Source organism: Kribbella shirazensis, from assembly GCF_011761605.1.
GTDB classification, from domain to species: Bacteria; Actinomycetota; Actinomycetes; order Propionibacteriales; family Kribbellaceae; genus Kribbella; species Kribbella shirazensis.
In genome coordinates this window covers 7,294,592-7,309,583 of record NZ_JAASRO010000001.1, presented here as the reverse complement: position 1 = coordinate 7,309,583, position 14,992 = coordinate 7,294,592, and the positions used below count along the sequence as shown (strand labels likewise).

Annotated in this window: 17 protein-coding genes and 1 tRNA gene; 6 read left to right on the top strand and 12 right to left on the bottom strand. The window is 69.0% G+C overall.

The features are described 5' to 3' along the window. Window positions 1-11: 11 nt before the first annotated feature. Window positions 12-1,100 (bottom strand): ankyrin repeat domain-containing protein, encoded by a 1,089-nt coding sequence (locus BJY22_RS34925; RefSeq protein ID WP_337759735.1) that lies wholly within the window; start codon window positions 1,098-1,100, stop codon window positions 12-14. Between the two features lie 161 nt (window positions 1,101-1,261). Next, the gene (locus BJY22_RS34920) at window positions 1,262-2,215 is read right to left on the bottom strand and encodes an SMP-30/gluconolactonase/LRE family protein (RefSeq protein ID WP_167215667.1); all 954 of its coding nucleotides are present in this window, start codon (window positions 2,213-2,215) and stop codon (window positions 1,262-1,264) included. 192 nt (window positions 2,216-2,407) lie between these two features. Between BJY22_RS34920 and BJY22_RS34915 the strand changes: the two genes are divergently transcribed. Then, a complete protein-coding gene (locus BJY22_RS34915) occupies window positions 2,408-3,532 on the top strand; it encodes a sensor histidine kinase (protein ID WP_337759734.1) in 1,125 nt (374 codons plus the stop codon). After that, window positions 3,529-4,149 (top strand): response regulator, encoded by a 621-nt coding sequence (locus BJY22_RS34910; RefSeq protein ID WP_167215664.1) that lies wholly within the window; start codon window positions 3,529-3,531, stop codon window positions 4,147-4,149. The genes BJY22_RS34915 and BJY22_RS34910 overlap by 4 nt, the downstream gene beginning before the upstream one ends. Here BJY22_RS34910 and BJY22_RS34905 read toward each other — a convergent pair. After that, window positions 4,146-4,556: a thioesterase family protein gene (locus BJY22_RS34905; RefSeq protein WP_337759733.1), complete on the bottom strand. Its 411-nt coding sequence runs from the start codon at window positions 4,554-4,556 to the stop codon at window positions 4,146-4,148. The genes BJY22_RS34910 and BJY22_RS34905 overlap by 4 nt on opposite strands. A 54-nt stretch (window positions 4,557-4,610) precedes the next feature. Between BJY22_RS34905 and BJY22_RS34900 the strand changes: the two genes are divergently transcribed. Then, window positions 4,611-5,309 (top strand): hypothetical protein, encoded by a 699-nt coding sequence (locus tag BJY22_RS34900; RefSeq protein WP_167215661.1) that lies wholly within the window; start codon window positions 4,611-4,613, stop codon window positions 5,307-5,309. Between the two features lie 57 nt (window positions 5,310-5,366). Here BJY22_RS34900 and BJY22_RS34895 read toward each other — a convergent pair whose 3' ends face one another. The 5 genes from BJY22_RS34895 to BJY22_RS34875 all read right to left on the bottom strand — a co-directional run bounded on the left by BJY22_RS34895 (window position 5,367) and on the right by BJY22_RS34875 (window position 8,917). Continuing rightward, the gene (locus tag BJY22_RS34895; protein ID WP_167215658.1) at window positions 5,367-6,179 is read right to left on the bottom strand and encodes a hypothetical protein; all 813 of its coding nucleotides are present in this window, start codon (window positions 6,177-6,179) and stop codon (window positions 5,367-5,369) included. A gap of 15 nt (window positions 6,180-6,194) precedes the next feature. Then, entirely contained in the window at window positions 6,195-6,683 is a 489-nt protein-coding gene (locus BJY22_RS34890) for a SigE family RNA polymerase sigma factor (RefSeq protein WP_167215655.1), read from the bottom strand. Between the two features lie 498 nt (window positions 6,684-7,181). Beyond that, a tRNA-His gene (locus BJY22_RS34885) sits at window positions 7,182-7,254 on the bottom strand. Between the two features lie 79 nt (window positions 7,255-7,333). Then, the gene (gene orn, locus BJY22_RS34880; protein ID WP_167215652.1) at window positions 7,334-7,954 is read right to left on the bottom strand and encodes an oligoribonuclease; all 621 of its coding nucleotides are present in this window, start codon (window positions 7,952-7,954) and stop codon (window positions 7,334-7,336) included. Between the two features lie 51 nt (window positions 7,955-8,005). Continuing rightward, window positions 8,006-8,917, bottom strand: coding sequence for a class I SAM-dependent methyltransferase (locus BJY22_RS34875; protein ID WP_167215649.1), 912 nt, complete (start codon window positions 8,915-8,917; stop codon window positions 8,006-8,008). 78 nt (window positions 8,918-8,995) lie between these two features. Between BJY22_RS34875 and BJY22_RS34870 the strand changes: the two genes are divergently transcribed. Next, a complete protein-coding gene (locus BJY22_RS34870) occupies window positions 8,996-9,475 on the top strand; it encodes a GNAT family N-acetyltransferase (RefSeq protein WP_337759732.1) in 480 nt (159 codons plus the stop codon). A gap of 22 nt (window positions 9,476-9,497) precedes the next feature. Here BJY22_RS34870 and BJY22_RS34865 read toward each other — a convergent pair whose 3' ends face one another. Further along, window positions 9,498-9,701: a cold-shock protein gene (locus tag BJY22_RS34865; RefSeq protein ID WP_130381366.1), complete on the bottom strand. Its 204-nt coding sequence runs from the start codon at window positions 9,699-9,701 to the stop codon at window positions 9,498-9,500. A 108-nt stretch (window positions 9,702-9,809) separates the two neighbouring features. Then, a complete protein-coding gene (locus BJY22_RS34860; RefSeq protein WP_337759731.1) occupies window positions 9,810-10,595 on the bottom strand; it encodes a hypothetical protein in 786 nt (261 codons plus the stop codon). Between the two features lie 125 nt (window positions 10,596-10,720). Between BJY22_RS34860 and BJY22_RS34855 the strand changes: the two genes are divergently transcribed. Next, a complete protein-coding gene (locus BJY22_RS34855; RefSeq protein WP_167215646.1) occupies window positions 10,721-11,692 on the top strand; it encodes a 2-dehydropantoate 2-reductase in 972 nt (323 codons plus the stop codon). A 169-nt stretch (window positions 11,693-11,861) separates the two neighbouring features. Next, the gene (locus BJY22_RS34850) at window positions 11,862-12,848 is read left to right on the top strand and encodes a LacI family DNA-binding transcriptional regulator (RefSeq protein ID WP_167215643.1); all 987 of its coding nucleotides are present in this window, start codon (window positions 11,862-11,864) and stop codon (window positions 12,846-12,848) included. Between the two features lie 75 nt (window positions 12,849-12,923). Here BJY22_RS34850 and sucD read toward each other — a convergent pair whose 3' ends face one another. After that, window positions 12,924-13,817: a succinate--CoA ligase subunit alpha gene (gene sucD, locus BJY22_RS34845; protein WP_167215641.1), complete on the bottom strand. Its 894-nt coding sequence runs from the start codon at window positions 13,815-13,817 to the stop codon at window positions 12,924-12,926. 15 nt (window positions 13,818-13,832) lie between these two features. Continuing rightward, on the bottom strand, window positions 13,833-14,978 hold the full coding sequence (gene sucC / locus BJY22_RS34840; RefSeq protein WP_167215638.1) for an ADP-forming succinate--CoA ligase subunit beta: 1,146 nt from the start codon (window positions 14,976-14,978) through the stop codon (window positions 13,833-13,835). Window positions 14,979-14,992: the final 14 nt, after the last annotated feature.

Sequence of the window (14,992 nt, the reverse complement as noted above, 5' to 3'; positions counted from 1 at the left end):
CACGGTCCTGCTCATCGCGCCCCTGCGGCGCGGAGGATCTTGGCGATCTCGTCGTAGCCGCGTGATTCCGCGTGCCGGAGTGGGCTGACGCCGTCGGCGTCGGCCAGGTTGGGGTTGGCGCCGGCGGTGACGAGCGTCTGGACGATGTCCTGCCACGGCTGCGTGCCCTTGCCGAGGATGATCGCCTCGAGGAGGGCGGTCCACCCGAGGTTGTTGACGTGGTTGACGTTGATCTTGGTCTTGACGACCCGCCGGACGTAGTCGACGTGGCCGCGTTCGCTGGCTGGGATGACGGAGGTGCCGCCGAAACGGTTCTTCAGTGTCAGGTCCGGGTTCGCCGGGAGGAGTGTCTCCAGCATCGCGACGCTCCCGGTGACGCCGGTGACGAGCCAGGCGGAGTCCTTCCGGTCGTCCTGTGCGTCGGGGTCGGCACCGAGTTGCACGAGCAGCCGGGCCACGTCGACGCGGTCGTTGAGCGAGGCGAGCAGCAGCGCCGTACGGCGGTGATCGTCGCGGGACTCGATCGGAGCACCGGCCGCCAGCGCTGCCGCGACCTTGTTGGCATCACCCGCGGATGCGGCGCCGAGAAGCGCATCAGCGGAGGCCTGGGTGCCTAGCACTGCGCTGACCGCCGTCTGGCCACGGTCCTTCGCGGCCTGCACCGGCGTGACGCCGTCCTTCACCGCGGCCTTGGAGCGGTCTGCCCCGGCCGCGACCAGCAGCCGCACGGTGTCGACGTACTGCGGGGTGCCCTTGCCGAGCAGGACGGCCTCGTGCAGCGCGGTCCAGCCGAGGTTGTTGACGTGGTCCACCGCAACGCCGGCCTGGATCAGGCGGCCGACCACGGCGGCGTGACCGCGCTCGGCGGCCCGGATCAGCGCCGTGCCGTGGTAGCTGTCGAGGCTGCGGATGTCGGCGCCGTGCGCGAGGGTCAGGTTCAGAAGGTCGAGGTAGCCTTCGCTCGCGGCGATCAGGAACGCGCTCTGGACGGTGTCGTCGACCGCGTTGACGTTTGCCCCCGCGGCGATCAGGCGCTTGGCCTCGGCCACGTCGTTCTTCCAGGCGGCGGCGATCAACTGACGGTCGAGACCTGACGGCACTGTTGCGCTCCTCGAGGGTGACGGCGATGTCGACGGCACTGTCGATGATCTCGATGGTGATGCCGGCGTCGCACCGGGTTGTGGACTGCTGCTGATCTCAGTGGAACACGCGGTGGTCGCCGCCATCAGCAGGACGGCGACCACGGCGATCGGGCGGCGGGTCATCGGCGCACGGTGAGCGTGATGACCTGGTACGGCGGGACGGCGGTCGCCTCGTCGAACTTGCTGTCGACCGCCAGCAGCCGGCCCTGGGCGAGCTTCGCGGTCGTCAGCACCCGGTCCGGGTCGGTCGGCGTCGCGGAGATCAGCCGCGCGGTCCGGCCGTCCTCGGACAGCCGCAGCGTGCTGAGCACCTTGGAGAAGTTCCGCACGACCCAGAGGCTGTCGTCCTGCTGCACCAGGCCGTCGGCGTTCACGAGGTCCGCTCCGGCGGTGTCGACCTCGGTGGCCGCGGCTGTCCGCAGGTCGAACCGCCACAGCTTGCCGACGTTGCCCTGGGCCACGACCAGCGCCTTGCCGTCCGATGAGACCACGATCCCGCCGAGGTTGAAGCCGGTCGTCGTCGCAATGGTCCCGGTGGCGTCGGCCCAGGTCGTGACGGTCCAGTCGCCGTTCCGCTCGGCGACGCGGAAGATCTGCGGAGCGTTCGAGTTCGTGAAGTACGCGGCGCCGTCGGGCCCGATCACCAGGTCGTTGAGGAACGCGTTCGGGACGCCGGTGCGGAGCGCGGCGAGCAGGTTCCCGTCGCGGTCGTAGACCCACAGGTCAGGCGCGCCGGGGTGGTCGATCCCGTTCGGACCGCCGGCGACGTACACCCGGCCCTGCGCGTCGACGTTGACGCCGCGGGCGGTCCAGCGCCCGTCGGTGCCGTCGCCCTGCAGCCACTCGATCGCGTCACCGGAGCGGAGCTGTCCACGGTGGATCTCACCGCCGGTCGTCTCGGAGACGTAGTAGTTCGCGGTGCGCGCGTCGTACCCGATGCCCTCGAACTTCGAGCCGCCGGCGTCCCCCGGGAGCTCGTACGTGCTCGGGCGGGCGGCGAACGCCGTGGAGGCCCCGACGCCCAGCAGCGTGGCGGACAGAGCGAGGGTGGCGGACAGCGAACGGACAGACATCTGAACCTCACAACGGTCGGTGGATTGCGAACTGCCTCCAGCCTGCGCCCACCTGGGCACCCGGCACGACGGGTGTTCGGCCACCAAGAGATAGCCGATCGGATGATTCGGATCCGGCTCCGGGACGCCTACGATCGGCTGAACATGTCTACTGCACACACCCCGTCGATCCTGAGTCACGCGACCCGTCTGGTGACCGCTCTGCACGCGGCACTGGTCGTTCTCGTGCTGGCCTCCGCGATCCGGTACCTGACCGGTCACGGCTTCGGTGACCGGGGGCCGTGGGTGCTCATCGGGGCAGTGGTGCTGCTGGGGACGTACGCCGCCTATCGGGTGCTGCCCAGCCGGGTCTGGCTGGCGTTGCTGGTGCTGGAGTGGTGCGCGCTGGTGTTTCTGGCGCCGTCGTTCGCCTGGTGCGCCGTGCCGCTGTCGTTCGTTGCTCTCCGCATCTTGTCGTTTCGCCCCGCCTGTCTGGTTGTTGCGGGCATGGTGGTGGTCACGGTGGTGCAGTGGACCCGTATGACCGACCGCCTGGACCCGACGATCGTGCTGGGACCGGTGTGCATCGCAGTGCTTGCCGTGAGCGCCTATCGGGCACTGGAGCGGGACGCGCTGGCCAGACAGGCGCTACTGGATGACCTGCACGCGGCACAGGGGGACCTGGCTGATGCGCAGCACCAGGCCGGTGTCATGGCGGAGCGGGCCCGGTTGTCACGCGAGATCCACGACAGCGTGGCGCAGGGCCTGTCGAGCATCAACCTGTTGCTGCAGGCAGCTGAGCGCGAGTGGGACGACAGACCTGCAGCTGCACGCGAGCACGCGGCACAGGCAGCCGCCACCGCACGTGACGGTTTGGAAGAGGCCAGAAGGGTAGTCCGCGACCTGGCTCCGGCAGAGCTCGCAGCGGGCCTGCCAGAAGCGCTACGCAAGAGCTGCGAGCGTTTGGCTGCCCACAGCGACGTCGACGTCCGCGTGCAGGTGCACGGTACGCCGGTCACGCTGGATTCGGAGGTGGAGACAGCGCTGCTGCGTACGGCCCGCGGCGCGCTGGCCAATGTGCTCGAGCACGCGCAGGCGCAATCGGCCGTGGTGACGCTGACGTACCACCCGGACGCGGTCGTCCTCGACGTTGTGGATAACGGCCGGGGCCTTCCGCGATCTCATGCCAAGATCGATTCCGACCGCGGCCACGGACTGGCCGGAATCCGCGAACGGCTGAGACAACTGGGAGGAACGCTGGTGCTCGAGAGTGAACCGGGGGACGGGACGGCGCTGGCCGCCTCGATCCCGCTACGGACGCCGCCGGAGCCTCGATGATCAAGGTGGCACTGGTCGACGACCATCCCGTCGTGCGCGCCGGCGTGCGCGCGCTGGTCGAGGCCCAGGACGATCTGACCGTCGTCGGCGAGGCGTCGGACGCGCACAGCGCGGAGCAACTCGTGGCGGCGCTGCATCCGGACGTCGTCCTGATGGACCTCAACCTCGGCCCCGGCGCGGGCGGAGCCGAGGTCACCGCGCGGCTGCGCGCGTTGCCCGAGCCGCCGTACGTGCTGGTGCTGACGACGTACGACACCGAGGCCGACATCATGAGCGCGATCGACGCCGGCGCCTCGGGGTACCTGCTGAAGGACGCGCCGCCGGACGATCTCTTCCGGGCGATCCGCGGCACGGCCCGCGGCGAGACTGTGCTGTCGCCGGCGGTCGCGGCCCGGCTGGTACGACGCTCCGGCCCGATGCTGACCGAGCGCGAGGTGGAGATCCTCGGCCTGCTCGCGACCGGTAAGTCGAACCGCGATCTCGCCAAGAAGCTGTTTGTCAGTGAGGCCACGATCAAGTCCCACCTCGCGCACATCTACACCAAGCTGGAGGTCGACACCCGGGCCGCCGCTGTCGCCCGCGCGATCGAGCAGCGGATCATCCGCCCGCCCAGTTAGGGCACGTTCGCGAGGAAGCGTTCGCGGTCGACGACGACGCGTTCCAGTTCGCCGTCGGCGATCAGTTGGCCGGCCGAGTTGGTGGCGCGGACCTGGAAGCGCAGGTGACGGCCGTCCACCTCGGGCTCGTCCGTGACGATGTCGACGGTGTCGCCGACGCGGGTCGGCAGCCGGTGGCGGAGGCGAACCGACGTACCGACGGAGGTCTGGCCGGGGCCGAGCGCGCGCAGGGCGAGCTGGGCGGTCGCGTACTCGAGCCAGGTGATCAGGCGAGGTGTGGCGAGGACCTCGACGTCCCCGCTGCCCACTGCGAGTGCGGTGTCCGCGGGAGTCACTTCATGGCGCACAGTCGGCTGCCCTTCCCAGGAGGTGTACGCCTCGACCGTAACGTCACGGCCCGTAACCACGATAGGAGGCTTGGCTGGATGGGGTGTCCGGCGTCTATACAAGGGGGACTCTTGATGCGAATCAAGTCATTGCTTGCCGCCGGTGCACTGGTTGCCGGCCTGCTGGCGATGCCGGTCACGGCGTCCGCGGCTCCGGCCGGTGGCGAGGCTGCTGCGGCTGGGACGTGTTCGATGGTGATGCCGGCGCGGTTCAGCATCCGGGCGGCGGTCACGAACTTCAAGATCACGCTGGCGGGGAACTGCGCGACCGCGCGGATGGCCGGTGCTGACTGGACCGGGACGACCGCCGGTTCGACCTGGTCGGAGTACCTGTTCTTCTACGACACGAAGTACACGGACACGATCACGATGTACGCACTGAGCACGCCGATCGGCCGGACCACCTGGATCGGGACAGGAGCATACGACCAGGACTACAACGACATCGCGCAGACCAACGCCTCGTCGTACACGAAGTACGGGTCGTCGGCGACGCTGATCGGTGGGCGGAAGGGGTCGCGGACGGCGTTCATCGCGACGGTCGGGTACTACAACCCGAAGGTCAACGCGTTCGTGCGCTGGCCGGGGAAGCAGGTGCTGCTGCAGTACAAGGAGGTCGGCAGCTCCACCTGGAAGGGGCTCAAGTACCTGACGACGAACGCTTCGGGGCAGGCCTCCTACACCTACTACCCGAACAAGACCCGCAACTACCGCCTCTACGTCCCGCAGAACGCGTCGCTCTGGGACTTCTACACGCCGGCGATCAGCCGCTGACGCAGCAAGCCCATCGCGTCTGCTCGGAGGAGAAGGTGCGATGGGCTTGCTGGTGGGCTACTTGCTGCCCTTGGCCGACGAATGCGGTGGGAGCTGCCACACCTTGCTCTTGGCGAGTGTGGTGAGGTCCTTGACGGACAGGAGGGGAGTGGGGCGGGTGTGCTGCTTGCCCTTCTGTGCCGGGGCGTTGTAGCTGGTGAGATTGATGTTGCGGCCGTCGCGGCGGAACAGTACGACGTAATTGCTGACGACGCCGAACTCCGCCTGGCGGCCGTCGGTGTACTCGGGTGACTCCTTCGAGGTGAAGAGGACCGAGCCGTCGGGCAGGGTGCTGCAGCCTTGGCGGGCGGGCATGCAGGGGTTCTGCTCGCCGCCGCCGGAGAGCAGGACGTCCACTCGGACGGCGCCGTGACCGTCGTTGACGACGTACGCCGCGCCGGAGATGCTGCCGTCGCCCCAGGTCTCCGGGCTCGAGAAGGTGCGGCCGGGGGCCTGGAGGAGCGCCTTGAGGGTCGCGAGTGTCTCCTTCGCATTCACCCCGGCATGAGTCGTCGTCGACGGCATCGGCTCGGTCGATGGCCCGGAAGACGGGATGGCGGACGGTTCGACTGACGGCACGGTGGACGGCTTGCCGATCGCGATCGGCGTACCGGCGACGGCGGTGTCCGTGGGGGAGTCGAGCAGCTGGATTCCGCCGGCGATCAGGCCGGCGGTGGCCAGGACCGCGCCGGTGCCGCTGGCGGCGAGCAACGTCGTACGGCGACGGCGCAGCCGAAGGCCCTGTGCGACGCTGCGTTCCAGCAGATCGGGCGTGACGGGCTCGAGGTTCTCGGTGGCGCGCTGCATCAGGTCGGTGAGTTGGGTGTTCATGGGTTCTCCTGGAGGTCAGAGCGCGATCAGCTGGTCGGCACCCTCACCGAGGACCGCCCGCAGGCGGTCCAGGGCGCGGGCGGTGCGTGTGGTGATCGCACTGGTCTTCTTGCCGAGATCGAGCGCCACCTGTTCGACGCTGCGATCTTCGAAGAACCGCAGCACCAACACGGCCCGATCCAGCGGTGCCAGCTCCGCCAAGGCGCTCTGCAAGGCCATCCGCAACTCCGGATCCCCGGCCCGCTCCGCCACGTCAGGCACGTCCCCAGTAGGCCGCTCCGACCAGCTCTTCCGCCGCCGCTGAGAGATGTACGTCCGCACCAGAGCGGTCCGTGCGTAGGCTCCCGGACTCTCGATCCGATGCCAGACCTTCAGCAGATTGGCCAGCGTCTCCTGCACCAGATCCTCGGCATGATGCCGATCCCCGGCCAGCAACCAAGCAGTCCGGTACAGCCGCGGTATCTGCACCCGCGCGAACTCCTCGAAGTCCTCGGTCGTGCCCATCCACACCTCCTGTAGACGCCTCTGCCCTTAGAGACGCACCCACAGGGGTGTCAGATCACAGAGAACTCAGAAGACCTTCGACAAAACCCAGACGGTGAACGCCAAGAACCCCACCACAAACGTCACAACAACAACGAGGCCGTACCCAAACCACATGCTCCCGGACACCTTCACCAGAACATCCTCCCAACCCGACCCAACCGCCCAACCCAACCCCAACACCCGAGTCAACTGCCAACCCAACCCCAACACCTGAGCTGACCGCCAACCCAACCCCAACACCTGAGCTGACCGCCAACCCAACCCCAACACCTGAGCTGACCGCCAACCCAACCCCAACACCTGAGCTGACTGCCCAACCCGACCACCGCAGCCGAGCGAAGCGAAGGCAAAGGGGGTGCGGGTGGCGGAGCCCCCGCCGGCGGCAAGCGAAGCGCAGCCGCACAAAATGACGAAGCCGACCAAGCCCGCGCTCTCCGCGGGCATGGCCGGCCATCGGGTGAGTGACGGGACTTGAACCCGCGACCACCTGGACCACAACCAGGTGCTCTACCAGCTGAGCTACACCCACCATTGCCGCCCGAACCGCGACGGCTGAGCAATCATAGCGACGAACTGTCCGGAGCTGAAATCGAGGGCAGAACCGCAGGTCAGGCGCCGGTCGGGCTGTCCTCCGACGGGGCCGTGACGAGGCTCGCGGCGGCCCGGGCGGTGCTGGAGTCGGGGCCGGGTTGCGGCACGAACACGGTCTCCCGGTAGTACCGCAGTTCCGCGATGCTCTCGGTGATGTCGGCGAGCGCGCGGTGGTTCCCGTTCTTGGCCGGCGTCGCGTAGTAGACCCGCGGGTACCAGCGCCGTACGAGCTCCTTGATCGAGCTGACGTCGACGTTGCGGTAGTGCAGGTGGGACTCGACGCGCGGCATGTCCCGGACCAGGAACGTCCGGTCGGTGCCGACCGAGTTCCCCGCGAGGGCGGCCTTGCGCGGCTCTTTCACGTACGACGTGATGAAGTCGAGCACCTGCTGCTCGGCGTCGGCGAGCGTGATGCCGTTGGCGAGCTCGTCGAGCAGGCCGGACGCGGTGTGCATGTCGCGGACGAAGTCACCCATCTGCTCGAGCGCGGCCGGGGGCGGCGCGATCACCAGGTCGATCCCGTCACCGAGCACGTTCAGTTCGTAATCGGTGACCAGGACCGCGACCTCGATCAGGGCATCGTTCGCCAGGTCGAGGCCGGTCATCTCGCAGTCGATCCACACCAGCCGGTCGTTCATGGGCACCCACCTTACGGCGACCCGCCGACACTCCGGCGACAGCCTGCCGTCTCAGCGCGGCGCGTGCCCCAGGTGGACGCTCCGGACGGACAGTACGGCGAGGTCCGCGCGCCGACCGAGGAAGTGCGGGCCGTCGGGGTCCAGCAGCTGCTTCCAGACTTCCACATCCTCCGGAGTCAGCCATTCCTCGTCGGCCACCACATGCCCGTGCCCGTGACCGTGCCCATGCCCGTGACCATGCCCGTGTTCCTGCTCCACACCGGTCAGCCGCTCGATCCGCGTCCGCAACTGGCGCACGACGCTGTCCAGCCGCTCGGGCGACAGCGGCGCCGGCGTCTCGCTCAGTACGCTCCGCGTGGTGACGTCGGTCAGCCCGGCCCGCGTCAGCGCCTCGGTCCACCCGTACGGCAGCGGCACCGACCCCGGCAGTGAGTCGCGCATCACCTTGAACCACCGGTCCTGGGCCACATCCAGCCGCAACTCCAGGCCGGGTTCCCCGATCCCGAGGTCCCACGGCAGGTGCCGCGCGGGCAGCCCGCCCTCGGCCAGCGCCAACCGCCCACCGGGAGCCAGTAACGACGCCAACGCGTCCACAGCCGCCTGCTGATCGGCCGCGTGGTGCACGGACGCCGAGGCCCAGATCAGATCGGCCGGTGCACCGATCGCCCGCCGCAGCGGCTCCGCGCCCTCGTCCATCGACGCCAGTTCACAGCGGACCAGCCCGGCGGTGTGCGCCCGCGCCTGTTCCAGTACGTCGGCATCCGCGTCGATCGCGACGACGGTCGCGCCGGGCAACGCCTCAGCGAGTGCCTTGGCCATCCCACCACCACCGCAGCCGACGTCCGCGACGACCTTGTCGCCGTCCCGTACCAGCGTGCCGGCTACGGCCGCGTTCCAGTCAGCCTCACCCGCGGCAGACGCCCGCAGCCGCCCCGCCTCTCCGGCCCAATCGATTTCGATCATGTGGACCAGTGTGGTCCGACCGACGGGTGCACGACACCTGATGTTGCCGGTCCGGCAAAGGCGGTTACCGTTGCGCGGGTGATTGTGACGGACCGCCTGTCCCTGCTGCCGCTGCGGGTCGAGTACGCCGGACCGATGGCGAAGGTCCTGTCCGATCCGGACCTCTACACGTTCACCGGCGGCGAACCGCCGACCGTGGAAGCCCTCGAAGCTCGTTACCGCCGCCAACTGGCCGGCCCGGGCAAACCGGACGAGCAATGGCTCAACTGGGTGATCCAGCACGACGAGGAGCTGATCGGCTACGTCCAGGCGACCATCACCGGTGGTACGGCGGAAATCGCGTGGGTCGTCGGCGCTGGGTGGCAGGGCCGGGGGTTCGCGAAGGAGGCCGCCCAGGGACTCGTCACCTGGCTACGGGCTCAGAATGTCCGGCGGATCGTCGCGCACATCCATCCGGATCACACTGCATCGGCCGCTGTCGCGGCCGGGGTAGGTCTCGCGCGCACCGCCGTACTGGAGGACGGCGAGTACCTGTGGAGCACGGCAGACCCGGCGTGAACCGGGTCTGCCGTCAGACAGCTCAGACCGGGCGGACGTTCTCCGCCTGCAGGCCCTTCGGGCCCTGGGCGATCTCGAACTCGACCCGCTGGTTCTCGTCCAGGGAGCGGAAGCCCTGGGTCTGGATCGCCGAGTAGTGCACGAACACGTCGGCGCCGCCGTCCTCCTGGGAGATGAAGCCGAAGCCCTTCTCACCGTTGAACCACTTCACTGTTCCCAAAGCCATGATTTTTCTCTCCTGATACGACAAAACGCCCGGCGGATCACAAATCCGCGGGCGCTTCGAAACGAACGTGGAACTGCAAAACATCAACCGACGCTGAGCCTAGCACGCTCAGTGAGTTCTCAGCCATCCCTCGCCACGCCGTACGTCGTACTCGTCCGGAGTTCCCGCCCAGACAAGGGTGCAACCGGGCGTACCGCACTCACACGCGAACGGGTACGGAGGCAGCGTGTCCAGCCCGACGTCCGCCTGCCACAACCGCCCCTGGCGACACGCCGCGAGGTTCTCGTACCGCCTCTGCCGCCTCAGCGTGTCACCAGGCTGCAGACGAGGTAGCGGGCCCAGTGCGTCCTCTACCGTGCGGGTGATAGCTGCCCAGTCCGGTTCGGCCGAGACCTCGACGAGGACACGTGCGTGTTCAGCGGCCTCTCGCCGTACCAGCTCAGCCAGCACGGCGTCCCGCGCGAGCAGGCTCTCCAACCGCGCCTGTCCGGCTGGGTCGTGTACGCGGGCCAGCCGCTCCTCCCGGGACCTCCGGGTCTGCTCGGCGTCCGGCAGCAACCACACCGCCGCCGGCACCGAGTCGGCCATCGACGGGAACAGTTGCGGGCCCTCGACCAGTGCAGGTACGGCGCCCAGCTCGCGCTCACGGACATCCGCGATGACCAGCTCCAGCCGCAGTCGGCTGATGGCGACGAAGGCAGCCGCGGCGTACTCCGGCCCCTCGGCCAACTCCTCCGCCAACGGCCGGAGCGGTGGCAGCCGCTCCAGGTGCGCATAGGTCCACAGATCCACCGGATGCAGCGGCAAGTCGGTCCGGCGCGCGAGCTCCCGCGCGATCGTCGACTTGCCTGCGCCTGGGGCGCCACCGATCCACACCATCGCCGGCCAGGTCACGGATTCCAGTCTGCTGCGGGTCGCGGATTTGGCGAGCGCTTGCCGGGGAGTGTGATCTTGACCGCATTCCGGCTCCAGCCTACTGTATGCCGTATACCAAGATTCTCTGGAAGGCAGGGACCCCTATGAGAGTTGCGGTTCTCGGCGCCGGTGCGATCGGTGCGTACGTCGGTGCGGCGCTGCACCGTGGTGGGACCGAGGTTCATCTCGTTGCCCGTGGCGCGCATCTGGAGGCGATCCGGTCGGACGGTGTCACGGTGCTCAGTCCACGTGGCGACTTCACGGCCCGGACCCCGGCCACGGACGACCCGGCCGAGATCGGTCCGGTCGACTACGTCTTCCTCGGGCTCAAGGCGAACTCGTACGCGAGCGCCGGCCCGTTGCTCCAGCCGCTGCTGCACGACCGCACGGTCGTCGTCGCCGCGCAGAACGGCATCCCCTGGTGGTACTTCCACGGCCTGAAGGGCCCGTACGAAGGCCGCCGCATCGAATCCGTCGACCCCGGCGGCTCCGTCACCCAGGTGCTCGACCTCGACCGCGCGATCGGCTGCGTCGTCTACTGCTCGACCGAGCTCGAAGGCCCGGGCGTCGTCCGGCACCTGGAAGGCACCAGATTCTCGATCGGTGAACCCGCCGGCGGTCCGTCACAGCGGTGCGAGGAGTTCAGTACGGCGATGATCGCGGGCGGACTGAAGTGCCCGGTCGAGGCGGACATCCGCAGGGACATCTGGATCAAGCTGCTCGGGAACGCGGCGTTCAACCCGATCAGTGCGCTGGCCCGCGCGACGATGGTGGAGATCGCCACGCACCAAGGCACCCGGCAGATGGTCCGGCTGATGATGGAGGAGTCGCTGGAGATCGCCGCCGCGCTCGGCTGCCACCCGGACATCTCCGTGGACAAGCGGCTCGACGGCGCCGAGCGCGTCGGCGAGCACAAGACGTCGATGCTGCAGGACCTGGAGAAGGACAAGCCGCTCGAGCTCGACGTCATCCTCGCCGCCGTCGTCGAGCTCGCCGACCTCACCGGCGTCAAGGCCCCCACGCTCCGCGCGGTCCACGCGGTGGCCGACCTGCTGGCAAGCAAAGTCGGAGTCTGACCCGAAGCCAGGTGGGTCCGGCCACAGCGACGCCGGACCCACCTGTTCCACCGAGATCCGGCTCGCCGGACCTACCGGCGTGTTCACGCAAACATGTCTAGACTCCTGCCACACAGGAGGTACCGGGGTGGACGGAACGGCAGGAGGACGGCGACGGCGAGGTCCGTCGATGGCCGATGTGGCGCGGCTGGCCGGGGTGTCCGGGCAGACGGTGTCCCGGGTCGCGAACGGCCGGCTGAACGTGGACGCGGCCACCCGAGCCCGGGTCAAGGACGCGATGCGCGAGCTCGGCTACCGCCCGAACGGCGCGGCGCGGGCGCTGCGCAGCGGCGAGTTCCGCAGTATCGGCGTGATCGTCTTCGAGCTCTCCACCTTCGGTACGACGCGAACGCTCGACGCGATCGCCACCGCCGCCACCGCGCGCGGGTACTCCGTCAACCTGATGCCGGTGCTCGCGGTCAGCCGTCAGGCCGTGGCGGACGCGTTCTCCCGGCTGGGGGAGCAGGCGGTGGACGGCGTCATCATGATGATCGAGGCGCAGATCCTGGACGAGGTACAACTGCCGACCGGACTACCGGTCGTCGTCGTCCATGCAGGCCTGCACTACGACCACCCGGTCGTCGACGCCGACCAGACGCAGGGCGCCCGGCTGGCGACCGAGCATCTGCTCGAGCTGGGTCACAGGACCGTCTGGCATCTCGGTGGACCGCCGTCGTCGTTCGCCGCGGACCAGCGCCGCCGGTCCTGGGAGCAGACACTCCGCGACCACAGGTGCGCCGTACCGGAGCTGTTGATCGGGGACTGGTCGTCGGCCTCCGGGTATGACGCCGGCTGCCGGCTCGCCGCGGACCCCGACGTCACCGCGATCTTCGTGGCCAACGACCAGATGGCCCTCGGAGTGCTCCGCGCGCTGCACGAGCACGGGCGGAAGGTGCCGGACGACGTGAGCGTGGTCGGGTTCGACGACATGGAAGAGGCGGCCCAGTTCTGGCCGCCTCTCACCACCGTCCGTCAGACCTTCACCGACATCGGCCAATGCAGCGTCGACACCCTGATCGCCCACCTCCACGACCCCAGTCCGCACACGGCCCTCGCCGTCCCCACCACGCTCGTCATCCGCAACAGCACCGCGCCCCCGCGCAGGGTTGCCTACTGAGGTGGGGGGTTGCCCCCTCAGAATTTCAGTGGGCAACCCTCCAGTTCGGTGGTTATCCCCTCAGGTGGAGGGTTGTCACACGGCGAGTTGGGTGGTGGTGAGGGTGGTGCGGAGCAGGGCGGCGGTTTCGGTCGGGGTCTTGCCTACGCGTACGCCGGCTGCCTCCAGGGCCTCCTGTTTCGCGGCCGCCGTACCGGACGAACCGGACACGATCGCGCCCGCGTGACCCATCGTCTTGCCCTCCGGCGCGGTGAACCCGGCCACGTACCCGACGACCGGCTTGGTCACGTTCTCCTTGATGAACGCGGCCGCCCGCTCCTCGGCGTCACCACCGATCTCACCGATCATCACGATCGCGTCGGTGTCCGGGTCGTCCTGGAACGCCTGCAGCGCGTCGATGTGCGTCGTCCCGATGATCGGGTCGCCACCGATCCCGATCGCGGTCGAGAACCCGAAGTCCCGCAGCTCGTACATCATCTGGTACGTCAGCGTGCCCGACTTGCTGACCAGCCCGAGCCGGCCGGGGCCCGCGATGTCCGCGGGAATGATCCCCGCGTTCGAGCGTCCGGGACTGATGATCCCGGGACAGTTCGGGCCGATGACCCGGGTCCCCTGCGCTTGTGCGTAGGCGAAGAACGCGGCGGTGTCGTGCACCGGCACGCCCTCGGTGATCACCACCACGAGCGGGATGCCGGCGTCGACGGCCTCGATCACCGCGCCGCGCGTGAACCGCGGTGGCACGAACACCACTGACACGTCCGCGTCCGCCGCCTTCACCGCGTCCGCGCACGACCCGTACACGGGGACCGAGCACTTCGCGAAGTCCACCGACTGCCCGCCCTTGCCGGGCGTCACGCCGCCGACCACTGTGGTGCCGGCGGCAAGCATCCGGCTGGTGTGCTTCTGTCCCTCGGACCCGGTCATGCCTTGTACGACGACCCGGCTCTTCTCGGTCAGGAAGATCGCCATTTCGAACAGTCCTTTCTAGGCGGCCAGCTCGGCGGCGCGCGCTGCGGCGCCGTCCATGGTGTCGACCACGGTCACGAGCGGATGGTTGGCGCGGGCAAGGATCTTGCGGCCTTCCTCGACGTTGTTGCCGTCCAGGCGGACGACCAGCGGCTTGTCGGCCTGGGTGCCGAGCAGCGCGAGCGCCTGCACGATGCCGTTCGAGACCGCGTCGCAGGCGGTGATCCCGCCGAACACGTTCACGAACACACTGCGCACCTGCGGGTCGGACAGGATGATCCCGAGTCCGTTCGCCATCACCTCGGCCGAGGCACCGCCGCCGATGTCGAGGAAGTTCGCCGGTTTCACGCCGTACTGCGAACCGGCGTACGCGACCACGTCCAGCGTCGACATGACCAGACCCGCGCCGTTGCCGATGATGCCGACCGAGCCGTCGAGCTTGACGTAGTTCAAGCCCTTCGCATGCGCCTCGGCCTCCAACGGGTCCGCGGCCCTCTTGTCGTCGAACGACGCGTGATCCGGATGCCGGTACGCCGCGTTGTCGTCGAGCGTCACCTTCCCGTCGAGCGCCTCCAGTGACCCGTCGCCGAGCTTGACCAGCGGATTCACCTCCACCAGCGACGCGTCCTCCGCGATGAAGACGTCCCACAACCGCTGCACCACCGACGACGACCCGGGCGGGAAGCCGGCGGCCGCCACGATCTCCGCGGCCTTGCCGTCGTCGACGCCGATCGCGGGATCGATCCGTACCTTCGCGATCGCGTCCGGGCTGGTGTGCGCGACCTCCTCGATCTCGACGCCGCCCTCGGTGCTCGCGATGCACAGGTACTCGCGGTTCGCGCGGTCGACCAGGAACGAGAAGTAGTACTCCTCGGCGATGTCCGCGGCCGGCGCGAGCAGCACGCGCTGCACGGTGTGCCCCTTGATGTCCATCCCGAGGATCTCGCCCGCCTTCGCCACCGCCTCGTCGGGCGTCGCGGCCAGCTTCACGCCGCCGGCCTTGCCGCGCCCGCCGGTCTTCACCTGCGCCTTCACCACCACGCGGCCGCCGAGCTCGCGGGCGGCGTCGGCGGCGTCGGCCGCGTCCTCGATCACCCGGCCGAGCGTCACCGGGACGCCGTGCCGGGCGAAGAGCTCCTTGGCTTGGTACTCCATCAGGTCCACGTTCGGCCTCCTTC